This is a genomic window from Streptomyces sp. NPDC054961 (assembly GCF_053609145.1).
Genome location: NZ_JBSGWY010000007.1, coordinates 173,313 through 187,201, shown reverse-complemented (window position 1 = coordinate 187,201; position 13,889 = coordinate 173,313). Strand labels below are relative to the sequence as shown.

Below are 13,889 nucleotides of genomic sequence, written 5' to 3'. Positions count from 1 at the left end.
CGCAGGTCAGCGCCGTGCTATCGGGGTCCAGGTCAGCAAGTGGTCAGCATCAGTCCCGATCATGTCTCGCCGCTGCTGACCTCGGAGACGTCAGTGGGGGATGGCGGCGGCCTCCCGCCCTACACCGGAGACTTGGCTCTTACGCCACTGGTCACAGCAGGTTCTTCGCGTACTGGGCCGCGCACACAAGGCAGTCTCCGGGCGGCGCGGTGAACTGTGCCAGCACCACCGCGAGGGCATGGAGGACCAGCTGGGCGCCCTCGGCCTTGCGCTCAACGCCGTGATGCTGGGGAACAGCGTCTACGTGGACGCCGCCGCCAAGCAGCTGGCAGCCGAGACTTCCCCGTCATATCGCCTGGCAGCGGTGGAGGCCTCCACCAGCGGGTACCCGCGTATCACCGGGGTAGGCGAGAGCTCCGTCGTCCCTACGCCCTCTCGCAGGGAAGCCCGGACAGCGCACCCCGCTCGCTGTGGTGATGGTGGCGTCCTAGCGTGGAGGAGCCTGGGACCCAGGCCGCACAGTCGCACACACATCACCGGTGCTCGTACCGATGGTGGGACGGAGACAGATGGCGCAGTCGTCGTGGAGTGAGTACCGGCCGGGGCAGCGGTTCCCGGGGGTGATCGGGCGGACGACCGAGGAGTCGAGTCCGGCGTGGCCGCAGCCGGTGCGGGCGGTGGCGGGTGCGCCGAACGTGCTGTTCATCGTGTTCGACGACACGGGGTTCGGGCAGTTCGGCTGCTACGGCAGTCCGATCGAGACACCGAATCTGGACGCGCTGGCCGCGGGCGGGCTGCTGTACAGCAACATGCACACCACCTCGCTGTGCTCGCCGTCCCGCTCCTGCATCATCACGGGCCGCAACCACCACGCGAACGGCATGGCGGCGATCACGGAGCTGGCCACCGGCTACCCGGGCTACGACGGGCAGATCCCGTTCGAGAACGGGTTCCTGTCGGAGATGCTCCTGCAGCACGGCTACAACACGTACATGGTCGGCAAGTGGCACCTGACGCAATCGGAGCAGGAGTCGGCCGCGGGCCCGTACGACCGGTGGCCACTGGGGCGGGGCTTCGAGCGGTTCTACGGGTTCCTGGGCGGGGACACGAGCCAGTGGTATCCGGACCTGGTGTACGACAACCACCAGGTCGAACCGCCGGCCACGCCGGAGGAGGGCTACCACCTGACGGAGGACCTGGTCGAGCGGGCGATCTCGTTCATCGCCGACGCCAAGCAGGTCGCCCCGGACAAGCCGTTCTTCATGAACCTGTGCACGGGTGCGGCGCATGCCCCGCACCATGTGCCCAAGGAGTGGGCGGACCGCTACCGGGGGCGGTTCGACGACGGCTGGGACGCCTACCGCGAGCGCACCTTCGCCCGGCAGAAGGAGCTCGGAGTGGTGCCGGCGGACACGCAGCTGTCCCCGCACGATCCGGACGTGCCCCCGTGGGAGTCGCTCACGCCCGACGCACGGCGCCTGGCCGCACGGATGATGGAGGTCTACGCCGGGTTCCTCTCCCACACCGACCACCACCTCGGGCGGCTGCTGGACTTCCTCAAGGAGACCGGCGAGTTCGACAACACGCTGATCATGGTGGTCTCCGACAACGGTGCGAGCCCCGAGGGCGGCGTCACCGGCACCACCAACGAGCTGCAGGCCTTCAACAACGCGCCCGAGACGCTGGAGGAGAGCCTGGCGCGGATCGACGAGATCGGCGGCCCCACCACGTTCAACCACTACCCGTGGGGATGGACGTGGGCGGGCAACACCCCCTTCCGGCGGTGGAAGCGGGAGACCTACCGCGGCGGTGTCAGCGACCCCTTCCTCGTCCACTGGCCGGCCGGCATCCGGGCCCGCGGTGAGGTCCGCGGTCAGTTCGCGCACATCATCGACATGGTGCCCACCGTCCTGGACGTCCTCGGCATCGAGGCGCCCGCCACCATCCGGGGCGTCACCCAGTCGCCCCTGCACGGGGTCAGTTTCGCGCACACCTTCGACGACGCCGCGGCGTCGAGCCGCCACCGCACCCAGTACTACGAGATGTTCGGGCACCGGGCGATCGACCACGACGGATGGCGTGCGGTCTGCCCCTGGCCCGGCCCCTCCTTCGCCGAGGCCGGGCGGCCCTTCGGCGCCCCGATCACCATGGCGGACCTCGACGACCTCGACGCCCATCACTGGGAGCTCTACCACGTCGACGAGGACATCGCCGAAACCCGGAACCTCGCCCAGGAGCACCGCAGCAAACTCATCGAGATGATCTCCCTGTGGTACATGGAAGCCGGCAAGTACGACGTGATGCCGATCGACGGCAGCGCCTTTGCGCGCCTGATGACCGAGCGCCCGCAGATCACCGAGAACCGGACCAGCTACACCCTGCGCCCCGGCACCCAGTCCCTCCCCGCTGCGGTCGCCCCCCGGGTCCTCAACCGCCCGCACAGCGTCACCGCCGACGTCGAGATCCCGCCCGGCGGCGCGGAGGGCGTCCTGATCAGCCAGGGCACCAACGCCGGCGGCTGGTCCCTCTACGTCAAGGACGGCCACCTCCACTACGCCCACAACTACGTCCAGCGGGCCCTGCACCACGTCGCCTCCGGCGAAAGCCTGCCCGAGGGGCGGCACGCGCTGCGCTTCGAGTTCGAGCCCACCGGCGCCCCCGACATCGCCCACGGCAAGGGCGCACCCGGCCGCGCCCAGCTCTACATCGACGGCCGCCTGGTCGGCGAGAGCGACATGCCGGTCACCACCCCGGTCACGTTCAATCCGGGCGGCATGTCCTGCGGCGCCAACCCCGGATCAGCGGTCACCCCCGACTACCGGGCGCCGTTCCGCTTCACCGGCACCCTCCACAGCGTCACCGTCGACCTGTCCGGCGACCTCATCGTGGACGCCGAGAGCGAGATGCGCATGCACATGGCCCGCCAGTAGGCGGGCCGCCCCACGAATCTGACGGAACTCCGGGCGCGGGCACGTCCTTGAACCCGGTACGCGGCGGCCTTGACGACAAGGCTCAGGTCGAGGACCGGGTCGGTGTCGGGCAGAGGCCGACCGCCCTGCGGCGCCTGGAAAGCTCACGGAGGGGAGATCAGCGTGCTGTGGTGGAAGCCGAGTCGCGGGTCGTGCCACCAGGGGAGGCCGTCGACGTACTGCCGCAGCTCGGGCATCCGCACCCGCTGTCGGACCGTGTTGGCGGGGTAGTCGTAGACGGTGAGGGTGTTCAGCCCTCGGTTGGCGGTGAACAGCAGGGTCTGGTCGGCGGAGAGCTGACAGGCGTAGACGGAATCGAGCAGGGTTCCGCGCGAGACCCGCAGGGCGGCGAGGAAGTGCCTGCTGCTCGCGGCCGGTGAGCCGCGGGTGAAGGCGTCGGTCACTTGGTGGAGCGATTGTCGTCCGGCGAGGAGCTGCTCGGGCAGGCCGGGGCGCTCGTCGATGATCCGGTGGGTGGCGAAGTCGTCCAGGTCGATCATGACGATGGTGCCGCTGCCGCCGTTGCAGTAGATCAATTCGCGATCGGAGACGCAGACGTCCGAGTTGACGTGCGCCGGGGTCTCGCGCGGGGCGGTCCAGTGGCGCAGGACCTGTCCGTGTTCGGCGTCGATCTCGAAGACGTACTCCTTGAGGTAGGCCATGGCCCATTCGTGCCAGTCGTGTCCTTCCTGCGGCTGGACGCGGAAGGAGAGGGCGTAGAACCGGTCTTCGCGGGGATGGACGGCAACATGCCAGCAGGTGGCGGGTAAGTCGACGCGGCGGGCCGTGCCGGTGTGCAGGTCGAAGATGCCGACCTCGCGGGCCTCGCCGCGGCCGGGGTGGTCCATGCCGCCGTAGACGAGGTAGCGGCCGGAGGCCGTGGTCTTCATGGCGTGGGGCAGCTTCAGGCCGTGTGGGCCCAGGCGCTCGGGACGGTCGAGCTTGTCGATGTCGAACCGCCACAGGTGCTCGCCGATCGCTCCGACGATCTTCCGGTTTCCCAGCCAGGCGATGTGGGTGGTGCCTTTGATGGACGAGTCGGTGGGTGCGATCCGCAGGGTGGACAGGCGCTCGGCCTCGTCGAGGGTCGCGGTGTCGTAGAAGAGCAGGTGTTGGCCGGTGTTGCCGAGGAATCCGAGCGAGTGGTCCGGGCTGACGCTGACGGCGTGGCCCCCGGCGATGCCGTCGTAGTAGTCGATCTTGTACGCGTACCGGCCGGTGGCGGGGTCGAAGTGGAAGACGCAGACGCCCGCCCGGCCTTCCAGCCCGTTGAGACCGCTGCCGTCGAGGGCGATGTGGAAAGCGTACGGATACTCGCGCTGCTGGGTGGCCGACGGGGTCAACGGGGCTGCCTTTCGAGCCTGAAGTGGCGGAAGCCGGAACTGTCGGTATACGCGGGCCGGGCCGACCGCCGCAGGGCCACGGGGGTCAACGGCTCGGCCGCCCGGGCGACGGCGTCCCAGAGCGAGGAGTCGGCACCGGCCGTCTCCTCCAACGGCACGGCGGCGCCCTGCCCGTGTGCAACAAGGGTGCTCAGGGTGGTGAGGAAGGACCTGCGGTAGGCGTCCTCCACCAGAGCGCGCCGGACCCCGGACCACAGCACGGGGGTGATCGCCCGCCACAACGGGGGGAGGACGAACTGCTGATAGGCGCAGATGGTCACTTTGGTGCCGCCCGGGGTCCGGGCGAAGGACACCGAGCCGTCGTCCTGGAGCGCGGATCCGTTCGCACTGTGGACCTGCCGCCAGCGCAGCAGTTGCTCGGCCGGGCCGTAATCGATGGTCTCCAGCTTGCAGACGTCGAGCACGTCGGCGCCGGACAGCGCGAGATAGGCGGGCTGGGCCCGGCTGATGCTGCGCTCCAGCTGCCGGATCGGCCTGCCGGCCTCATCCCTTGCCCGGACGTCCGTACGGCCGCCGAGGTAGCCGCTGGTCAGACCGATCACCCGGCTGATGTCCAGCTGTGCGGTGAACTCGTCGAACGCAGTGGACACTTCCTTCTCGCAACGGAACAACACGGCTTCGTCCAGGTAGCGCCAGCGCATCCCGTCGGCATCGTGCGGGACGGCCGCGATCAGCCGGTCCAGCGGTTCCAGATGGTCGGCCACCGCCTCGAAGTCGGTCGGCCCGAACGCCAGTGCGTCGACGCCGAGCGGTGTCGGCACGGCGTTGCGGGCCGCGGCGTCATTCGGGCTGATCCGGAGGGCGGACGCCAACCCTGTCGCCAACTCCGCCGTTTGGTCAACGACCATCAGTAACCTTCGCAGCGCCACTTCGGCCGGGGGGATGTTGGGCATGGTTCCGCCCTACCCGGCGCCACCACCTCCCATACCAGCCGCGCTCGCCGAGTCCGGCCCATGCGCCGATCGCCGAACTGTCGAGGCGAACGGTGTACCCGCCGGCTCTCGGGACCGGCGGTAGCGGCGCATGGATAACGGTAACGCCGTCAAGAAGAACTCGGCACGCGCTTCGGTGCCGGCGGGATCCGGCCACTTCCCGGATCCCGGGCGCTACCTGCCGCCTCACCTGTGAACATTCATCACGGACACGTCAAGTGCACTGCCATCCACGGCGGAGGATTCATGACCCGTACGGCGCCGTCACCCCCGGCCCTCCCCGCACCCAGGGACCTCTGCCCCGCAGTGGGGTTTCAGAAGGTGGCTGTGCGGTGACCGGCCTCCGCGTGCTCCAGATACCCGAGACCTGCAGCTGGAACGACTACGTCGCACTCCAGGAGAGCCACCTCGCAGCACGAGGGGCTGTGGTGTTGCGCCCGGGGCTGTGTCGCGACGAACCAGGGTTCGCCCCCGGAGACCTCTCCCAGCTGGTCGGTGCGGCGCCGGACATCGTGCACCTGCACTGGCCTGAAATGCTCGCCAGGTTGCTCGGCGACACCGAGGCGGTCGCCCTCCTGCGGAAGCTCGTCGCCAGGGGGACGCGGTTGGTGCAGACGGTGCACGACCTTGCCCCGCACGAAGAGGGGACACACGGCAATGTGGCGTTCATCGACGAGGTCGACGCGCTCACGCACGGCGCCCATTTCTTCACCAAAGAGCACGAGTTGGCGGCGCGCCGGATCCGCAGTCGCCTGCCCGGCCCGGCGCTGCACCTGCCCCACCCCCTCTACCTCCACCTCGTCCCCGGTCGAGGGGGATCCCCGTACGGCGCGACGATCGGCTGCTTCGGCCGGCTGCGCCCCTACAAGCGGACCGCGGCCTTCGCGCAGGCGTTCGTCCGGCACGCCGCCGGCGAGCAGCGGCTGCTGGTCGCGGGATACCCGGACGATCCGGCCACCCACCACACCCTGACCGAGATCGCGGCCGCCCACGACCGGGTCCGCTACCTTCCGGGCTTCCACCCCGGTTCCGAGTTCGGGCGGCTGCTGGAGCAGGTGGACTGGGTGGCGCTGCCCTACCAGCGGGTGTGGTCAAGCGGCGTGCTGGTGGCCGCGGCGCAGCAAGGCCGCCGGATACTGGCACCGCCGCCGGTGGGAGCGGACGCCTACGGGCCGGTGCTCGAGGACTGGCGGATCGTGGACCCGTGGGACGACGATGTGGCCGTGCTGCGCTGGCAGGAGGCCCTGACCGTCCCGCCGGAAGGACAGCGGATGGTGAGCGGGCCGGGGGCGCTGACCCTGCCGCGGTGGGACGAGGCAGCGGACGCCCTGGGCGACTTCTACCACCGAATCCTGGCGGCCTGATGGTCCACCGCATCGTCGTAGGAGCAGCCGGCTTCATCGGCCGCCCGCTCGCCGCACACCTCGCCGCCCGGCCGGGACACCTTCTTCTCATCGACTCTGAACCGGCCGGGGCCCCCGCCGGCACGGTGCCGGGATGGCACGCTGTCGACTGCCGCACAGAACGCTTCACCCAACTCGTCGACGATTTCCTGGACGGCGCCGAACGCGTGGAGCTCTTCCACGCGGCCGGACGGGTACCCCACCTCGCCCGGATCGCCGCCAACGACGTGGACGCCTTCCGTGCGGCGATCGAGGACAACCTGGTGACCACCTACGCGGTCCTGCGTACGGTCGCCGAGGCCGCGGCAGCCCACCGCGTACCGGGCGCCATGCTCGTCCTCGGCTCCGTCGGCGGCACCCGGGCACACCGCTACAAGGTCGGCTACGACGCGGCCAAAGCCGCCGCCGAGAGCCTCACCCGCAGCTTCGCCCTGGAGTACGGACCGCTCCGCATCTCGACGCGGGCCATCGCGATCGGCCCCATCGACGACTCCTCGACCACCTCGGCCGACGGGGCACACCTCGATGCCCTCGTCCTGGACGTCCCGCTCCAGCGCTACGCGACCCTTGCCGAGGTGGTCCACGCCGTCGCGGCGCTGGCGACACCGGTCTTCGACTTCGCCAACGGCGCGACCTACCTCTTCGACGGGGGTCTCGCCCAGCAACTGCGCTCCCAGGCCATCGAACGGCCCCCTGAGGACTTGGGAGTCGGCTGACATACAGGGGCCGGTCAGCGGGCGAGTACGTGGCCGTCGTGGGGGCGGTGGTCGCGGGAGCGGCGCAGGTCGGTGGTGACGTACGTGCGTTGCAGCCAGCGGTCCGCTCCGTCGTATCGAGGGCGGAAGGCGGTGCGACCGTGGACGGTGACGCGGTTGTCGATGATGACCAGGTCGCCCGGATTCAGGCACAGGGTGCGGGCAGTCGCCTCGCAGGCGCGGCCGAAGTCGGTCAGCGCCGCGGCGGCCCGAGGGGTGAGCGGGGTGGTGACGAGTTGGGCCATCCGTATGTCGGGATCCTCGACCGCTCCCGACAGCACCGGTCGGGGCTCGACGTCGGGCCCGCTCGCGGCAGCGTCGAAGCCGAAGGACGGTGGTGGTGTGGTGATGAACTCCGGTGCGAACAGGATCTGGCGACTGGCTGGGGTGAGGAGCGGCAGCGCTTGGCGGATGCCGGCGACGCGCATGCCGGCGCGTCGGTCGTGGTCGGCGCGCAGGCACAGGAAGACCACGTAGTCGGGTGGGTGGGGGTGGAAGCCGTTCTCGGTGTGGAAGGACAGCGGCACCGATCCGGCGTTGCCGTGGAAGGTTTCCTGTCCGGGCACGGGCACGACGTCCTGCACGAGGGCGCCGGATTTCTCGGCCCGGTAGGCGAGGGGCTCGCCGAGCCCGCATGCCACCATGGTGAGCACCGCGGCCGCAATGGTGGCCCGGCGCTGGACCGAGCCCGGTACGGACGGTGTCGCGGGCAGGGCCGCCTGATCGACGGGCAGGCCGCCGATCACCAAGGTGCCATGCGGGCCGGAGTGCCTTCGGAAGCGGCGAACTTCGCGGCGCAGCTGTAGCGGAAGGTCCTCCCAGGCGTCCCGGGCTCTTGTCACCCACTCGGGGCTGTCGACCTGGTCGTCCCCGCGGGTGCACAGGGTGCGGGCCAGACGTTCGCATGCGCCGGCATCGGCCGGATCCAGTTCCCGGTCCGCGGCTTGGACGGTGCTTTGGGTCGTGTCGGGCGTCGTCTCGGGCATGGGGGTCTCCTGCCGGGGTGTGGGCGGCGGATGCGCGGACTCACGAGTGGCGCAGGCCGGCCACGGCCTCGGCGATGTAGTGGTCCCCGAACCGGATCAGCGAGGCGTACTGGGCCGCGCGGCGATGCCGCATGAGCCGTAGTTCGGCGACGGCGTTGTCGGGGCCCTCTGGTCTCTGAGCGATGGAACGACGCAGGTGCACCATCGAGTACGCGAGGGTGACGTGCCGTTCACCGTCCACGATGTCGGCCTCCAGGAGTGCGCCCCGTGCCTCGGCCAGCTCCGGGGCGCGGGCCGCCAACCGCGCGTAGGAGTCGGGAAGCAAGGACAGCAGGTCCTTCATCGCCGCCCGGAACAGCTTGTATCCGCGATGCTGGCGCCCGCTCAACGGTACGTCCACCGACGGAGGCGCCATGGTGTGGCGTATCGCTGCCATGTAGTAATCGGCCGGGACCGTACTTGCGTGGGTCATGGCCGCCGGGAAGCCCCGCACGTACACCGTCGCGTCTGCCAGCCGCAGCAGCGCGGCGTCGCCGTCGCCGTGCCGCAGATGGCGGGTGGCGTCGGCCACGGCGACCGCGGCGCAGATATTGAACAGGACATGGACCTGGTGACCGATGAGCCACCGAGCACTCCACACACTCTCCAACGACGATCCCGCACCGGCCTCGGGGACGGTCACCGGCGGGACGGAGTCATGGTCCGCCCCCGGCGCTGCGCCGGTGAGATCGAGCACCGACTGCCGCATCCCGGCCACCTCCAGCGCCAGGTCGGAACCCGACAGCGGAGCATCACACAGATCTTCCAGACCGCGGTGGATGACCAGGACACCGTGCAGGGCAGCCTGCTGATCCGACAGCTCCCCCTCACGGACCCGGAAGAACGACTGACTGATCGACTCCGCCGGCAGTCCCTCACCGACCACGGCCGGAGCCAGATCCGACAGTGCGGCCACCAACTCACCCGCAGCCGCGGCGGCCTCCCGCAGCGCGAGGGACCGCTCGACAGGTCCGGCATGCGTCGACAGCCCGGCCAGCACGCGCGCGGTCCGCTTCGCCTCCGCATCGACCCGTGGGCCCAACTCCGGCACGGGACGCCCGCCTCGGGGCTCTCGGAAGACAGCGACAGCAGGATGACCGGCAACCGGTGATAAGCCCATGGTGGAAGTACTTCGCCAAGAACACGCCACACGAAACCTGATCAGCAAAACATTCCTGTGCGGTGCAACGGAGTTGGTCGGGCGGCCACCCGTTCGCTGGGCCGCCGGTAGCCCCCGTAACCCGCTTGGTGACAGCCCTCGTCCCGGATCGACGGGGGAGCTCAGGGGTACCTCTCGCTGACGGCGATCTGCTCGGCAACGATCAGCCCACCGAGGGCACAAGGGGCTCCGTACGCACAGGCCCGTCCGCTCGCAGCGGCCCTGCAGGGCCCCCGCGGACGGCACGCGCAACCACAGCCGAGGCGACGCTCACTGCGGCGGACACCGGCGAGGTTCGACGTCGTGGAGTTTGCCGCCGTGGCCTTCCAGTGCCAGCGGAGAGCTGCCCCTGAGCCCGGGCACCTCCGTGCCCCGTCCCGGCTCAATCGCGGGTTTGCCGGCGCCGGAAGGCCCCGAGGCTGTCATCCTGCGGTGCTCGCGGGATGGGTAGGGAGAGGGGTGGGGAGGGGGTGTGCCAGATGTAGGAGGTGGGGTCGAAGTGGCGAAGCCGGTGTGTGAGGCGTGCGGTGGACCAGGGCCAGGCGAAGGTGTTGCGGCCGCTGGAGGTCAGGTAGTAGCTGGTGCAGCCGCCGGTGTTGTAGACGGTGGTCGCCAGCGCCTTCTGTACGGCGCTGTTGTGGGTGTCCTGGACGACGGGCCGGACCTCCAGCGTCTGTTTGCCGCTCTGTTCGAGGTGGGTCAGGGCGGTGGTGAGGTAGGTGAGCTGGGCTTCCAGGACGGTGATGGCGGAGGTGGATCCGCCGAGCAGGTTGGGGCCCAGGAGCAGGAAGAGGTTGGGGAAGCCGGTGACGGTGGTGCCGAGGTAGGCCTGGGGTTCGCCGCCCCAGACGTCGTCCAGGGTCCGTCCGTCCGCGCCGTACAGGTCCCGGGCCAGTGGTAGTTCGCCGACGCGAAAGCCGGTGGCGGTGATGAGGACGTCCGTTTCGGCGGTGGTGCCGTCGGCGCCGACGATCGTGTTGCCGCGCACGGCGCTCACCGCGGTGGGGTGCAGGCGCACGTGCGGCCGGTTCAGGGCCGGGTAGTAGGTGCTGGAGGTGAGCAGGCGCTTGCAGCCCAGCCGGTAGTCGGGGGTGAGGGCCCGGCGCAGCTGCGGGTCCGGAACGGCGAGCCGCAGGTGCGCCCGGGCGCCGGCTTCGAGGAGGCGGGCGAGCTCGGGGTGGCGGAAGGCGTAGCCGAAGCTTTCCTGCAGTGCGTACTGGGAGGCGCGCAGACCGCGTCGGGCGCCGGGCAGTCGGTTGACGACACGGTTGAAAGCGGGGGACAGGGCCAGGTCGGGTTTGGGCAGGACCCACTGGGCGGTGCGCTGGAAGAGGTGCACGGCTGCCGCCCGGCCGGTGATGGCCGGGACGACCTGCACGGCGGAGGCGCCGCTGCCGACCACGCTCACACGCTTCCCGGCCAGGTCGACGCTGTCGTCCCAGCGGGCGGTGTGGAGCACGGGCCCGGCGAATTCGTCGAGCCCCGGCACGTCCAACGGGCGCGGGACGTGCCACGGACCGGTGGCCATGACCAGGACCGCGGCGCTGTAGGGGCCGTCGCTGGTCTGAAGCAGCCAGCGCCTGGCGGCCGGATCCCAGCGGGCTCCGTGCACCTGCACGCCGCAGCGCAGCACGTCGCCGAGCCCGTACCGCTCGGCGATGGTGGCGAGGTAGGTGTGGATCTCCTTCTGTCCGGCGAACATGCGGCTCCAGGCCGTGTCCGGGGCGAAGGAGTAGCTGTAGAGCGTCGAGGGTACGTCGCAGGCACAGCCCGGGTAGGTGTTCTCCCGCCACGTTCCGCCCAGCTGCGGCGCCTTCTCCAGCACCAGCACATCGCGAAACCCTGCCTCACGCAGCCGGATGGCGGCGCCGAGCCCCGAGAACCCCGCTCCGACCACCATCACCCGCACATCCCGACCGTGCCGGCCGCCCTGCACGGGAATCACCGCGCCCCTCCGGCCGGGCCGACCGCACCCTGCCGAGGATCACCGCTCGCATGCGCGAACCACGGACACCTGAAACTCTTCAGAAACGCCATGCGACGCATGATCCCCAAGCCGCTCTCCCCGGCATGGCCGAGGGCTGGCGGCCAAATGTGGTGAAGAAACGTCCCACCCTGGCCTGTCGTCGTGGTGATGCGACGTTGAGATCCCTCGAACGAAGCATGGCTCCAAGTCCCTGCTTGCACCGCCCTCGAGGGTCGGCCGGCGGCCAAGGCCGGAGCCTCTCGCCGAGCTGAGGCCGACGAACGGTGCCTGCCTGCGCGAGTGGCAGCAGGATGCGATTTTCCTGCACAGCTCATGGGTGTCGAAGCCACACAAGGACGCGTTCATCCCCAAGGGCACGGCAGCTGCGGCGTGCTGTCCGTAGCCCGCGCTTACGGCGCGGGCCCGGAACTCCTGATCGGGATCGGTTGGCTAGGGGGTGGGGAAGCTGCTGATGGGGTTGGTGATCTCGCCGTGGCCTTCGAAGGTGAAGAGGGGAGCGCCGGCTGCCGCCGGGCTGGCACCGAACGTGTTGGTGAAGGCTGCCGCGGCGGGTGCGGTGATGTTCACCGGGATGGGTGTGGTGTCCACCGTACGGAGACCGATCCGGACGGTGCTGAGGGAGAGTTCGAAGCGGTAGAGGTCGATGTTCGAGGCGGGGGCGCCGTCCTTGGCGACGTCGGCGCTGGCGTAGCGAGCACCCGGGTGGAGGTGCACATGGGTCACGTCGAGCCGGTGCCCGGGATCGGAGAAGCGCAGGCCTCCCTCGAGCGGGATCTCGCCGCCCGTCAGGTCCGGCTGCAGCGTGCCGGCGCCGGGGAGGGTGACGCAGTTGCCGGTGGCCGTCGCGGGCGCGATGGCTTCGAGCTTCACGTTCCGTGCCTCAAGGGCGCGGGCCGCGTCCGGTACGAGGCAGAGGGTGCCGTGACCGCGGAGGGAGAGCCCGGGGCCGACGGCCCCGGCTGCGACGGCGGTGACACCGACGATTGCCGCGGCAGCGAGTGAGAGGAGGACGAGGCGCTTCTTACTGTTAAAGATCTTCATATCGCCGGTAACGACTGATCGTCAGATACGAAATGGTGGGCCATTCGTGATCACCCGTATGCCCTCAACCGTGTCTGCGGGGTCTGGTGCTTGAGCGGCCGGGCTGACGGAGACCGCGCTTGCATCGGCAGGGCTTCGCGGCTGCCTGCACTGTCGTTCGGGAGCCGGTCAAGATGCCAGTGGTGTGCAGCGTCGGACGTTGTGCCGGAGGGCTTCCAGCACAATGCTGCGGGTGAGTTGAGTGGGCAGCAGGCGGTCGAGGTGGGAGGGCAGGCAGGGCTGCTCGGGCGGCTGGAATCCGAGCTGGGCCAGGCGACCCATGCCGTGGCTGCGGGTTCGCGAGGTGGCGTGATCGGCGAGTAGCGACCCGGTGACGGGCCAGCCGGTCTCCTTGAGGAAGTCGCTGCAGGCGCGCTCGAGGTCGGCGGCCGTGAGGCGGGCGGGGCCGGCCGTGGCCCAGTGGAGTCCGGGGGCCGTGGCATCACCGCGGAGCTGGGCCTGGGTCAGGGCCGTGACGTACTCGACCAGGGTTTCCATCGGGATGATGTCGCACCAGTGGTCGGGGAGGACGGGCAGTGCGCCGGTGCGGCCTTGCAACAGGGCGTCGAACAGGGCGTGGGGGAACTGATGCCGGGGCAGGGTGGGGGCGTTGCGCGCGGCGAACAGGAGGCCGGTGCGCACGATGGCGACGGGCCGGCTGCTGTGGGCGACCAGTTCTTCCGCCTGCCGCTTCGAGCGGCCGTAGGCGCGCATGCAGCGGGCGGGGAGATCGTCTCCGGGCAGGTCCAGGGCGGCGGATACGGAGGACAGCAGGACCACGGGTACGTGTGCGGCCTCGGCGAGTTCCAGGATCCGGCGGGTGCCCTGGACGTTGACCTTCTCGAAGGCAGTCAGGTCCCCAGGGGCGAAGTCGGTGAGCGCCGCACAGTGGACGATGGCGTCGATGCCGGCCGCGAGCTCCCGGTGCAGGCGATCGCTCAGGCCCAGACACTCGGCGGTGAGATCGGCCTGCACGCAGGTGGTGACGCTCTCGGGCCGGCGGCGGTGGACGAGTGCGATGACCTCGTAGCGTGCGGCGAGGGCCGGCAAAAGACTGGCGCCGATCACTCCGGTCGCGCCGGTGAGTAGGACGGTGGGGCGGGAAGACGGCACGGTGACCTCACGGTGGGCTGAAGGTGGCAGCGGGAAGGGCCGGCGGGTGCGGACCCTGTCGCG

11 protein-coding genes are annotated in these 13,889 nt (G+C 70.2%); 4 read left to right on the top strand and 7 right to left on the bottom strand.

What is annotated here, in order from left to right; translation table 11 throughout:
* The first annotated feature begins 100 nt into the window (after positions 1–100).
* Positions 101–592 (top strand): Tn3 family transposase, encoded by a 492-nt coding sequence (locus ACWF9Z_RS10220; RefSeq protein WP_453599752.1) that lies wholly within the window; start codon positions 101–103, stop codon positions 590–592.
* Positions 570–2,930, top strand: a complete 2,361-nt coding sequence (locus ACWF9Z_RS10215; RefSeq protein ID WP_453599750.1) for an arylsulfatase — start codon at positions 570–572, stop codon at positions 2,928–2,930. The genes ACWF9Z_RS10220 and ACWF9Z_RS10215 overlap by 23 nt, the downstream gene beginning before the upstream one ends.
* A gap of 143 nt (positions 2,931–3,073) precedes the next feature.
* Here the strand turns inward: ACWF9Z_RS10215 and ACWF9Z_RS10210 are convergent, their stop codons facing one another.
* Positions 3,074–4,312, bottom strand: a complete 1,239-nt coding sequence (locus ACWF9Z_RS10210) for a hypothetical protein (RefSeq protein WP_453599747.1) — start codon at positions 4,310–4,312, stop codon at positions 3,074–3,076.
* The gene (locus ACWF9Z_RS10205; protein WP_453599744.1) at positions 4,309–5,220 is read right to left on the bottom strand and encodes a hypothetical protein; all 912 of its coding nucleotides are present in this window, start codon (positions 5,218–5,220) and stop codon (positions 4,309–4,311) included. The genes ACWF9Z_RS10210 and ACWF9Z_RS10205 overlap by 4 nt, the downstream gene beginning before the upstream one ends.
* A gap of 416 nt (positions 5,221–5,636) precedes the next feature.
* Here ACWF9Z_RS10205 and ACWF9Z_RS10200 point away from each other — a divergent pair, with 416 nt between their 5' ends.
* Positions 5,637–6,668 carry a hypothetical protein gene (locus ACWF9Z_RS10200; RefSeq protein WP_453599742.1) on the top strand — a complete coding sequence of 344 codons (1,032 nt, stop codon included), beginning with the start codon at positions 5,637–5,639 and terminating at the stop codon, positions 6,666–6,668.
* Positions 6,668–7,423 carry an SDR family NAD(P)-dependent oxidoreductase gene (locus tag ACWF9Z_RS10195; RefSeq protein WP_453599739.1) on the top strand — a complete coding sequence of 252 codons (756 nt, stop codon included), beginning with the start codon at positions 6,668–6,670 and terminating at the stop codon, positions 7,421–7,423. Before ACWF9Z_RS10200 ends, ACWF9Z_RS10195 begins: the two co-directional genes overlap by 1 nt.
* A gap of 14 nt (positions 7,424–7,437) precedes the next feature.
* On the opposite strand, the gene ACWF9Z_RS10190 is transcribed toward ACWF9Z_RS10195, so the two are convergent.
* From ACWF9Z_RS10190 to ACWF9Z_RS10170, 5 genes are all read right to left on the bottom strand, one after another.
* On the bottom strand, positions 7,438–8,448 hold the full coding sequence (locus tag ACWF9Z_RS10190; protein ID WP_453599737.1) for a TauD/TfdA family dioxygenase: 1,011 nt from the start codon (positions 8,446–8,448) through the stop codon (positions 7,438–7,440).
* A 40-nt stretch (positions 8,449–8,488) separates the two neighbouring features.
* On the bottom strand, positions 8,489–9,487 hold the full coding sequence (locus ACWF9Z_RS10185) for a hypothetical protein (RefSeq protein WP_453599734.1): 999 nt from the start codon (positions 9,485–9,487) through the stop codon (positions 8,489–8,491).
* Between the two features lie 541 nt (positions 9,488–10,028).
* Positions 10,029–11,546, bottom strand: a complete 1,518-nt coding sequence (locus tag ACWF9Z_RS10180) for a flavin-containing monooxygenase (RefSeq protein ID WP_453599731.1) — start codon at positions 11,544–11,546, stop codon at positions 10,029–10,031.
* 516 nt (positions 11,547–12,062) lie between these two features.
* On the bottom strand, positions 12,063–12,503 hold the full coding sequence (locus ACWF9Z_RS10175) for a hypothetical protein (RefSeq protein ID WP_453599728.1): 441 nt from the start codon (positions 12,501–12,503) through the stop codon (positions 12,063–12,065).
* Between the two features lie 339 nt (positions 12,504–12,842).
* Positions 12,843–13,826, bottom strand: coding sequence for an SDR family oxidoreductase (locus ACWF9Z_RS10170; RefSeq protein ID WP_453599726.1), 984 nt, complete (start codon positions 13,824–13,826; stop codon positions 12,843–12,845).
* Positions 13,827–13,889: the final 63 nt, after the last annotated feature.

Coding starts and splice junctions, on each gene's coding strand:
- ACWF9Z_RS10220 (WP_453599752.1), top strand. CDS start 101: ATGGCGGCGGCCTCCCGCCCTACACCGGAGACTTGGCTCTTACGCCAC.
- ACWF9Z_RS10215 (WP_453599750.1), top strand. CDS start 570: ATGGCGCAGTCGTCGTGGAGTGAGTACCGGCCGGGGCAGCGGTTCCCG.
- ACWF9Z_RS10205 (WP_453599744.1), bottom strand. CDS start 5,220: ATGGTCGTTGACCAAACGGCGGAGTTGGCGACAGGGTTGGCGTCCGCC.
- ACWF9Z_RS10195 (WP_453599739.1), top strand. CDS start 6,668: ATGGTCCACCGCATCGTCGTAGGAGCAGCCGGCTTCATCGGCCGCCCG.
- ACWF9Z_RS10190 (WP_453599737.1), bottom strand. CDS start 8,448: ATGCCCGAGACGACGCCCGACACGACCCAAAGCACCGTCCAAGCCGCG.
- ACWF9Z_RS10180 (WP_453599731.1), bottom strand. CDS start 11,546: ATGGTGGTCGGAGCGGGGTTCTCGGGGCTCGGCGCCGCCATCCGGCTG.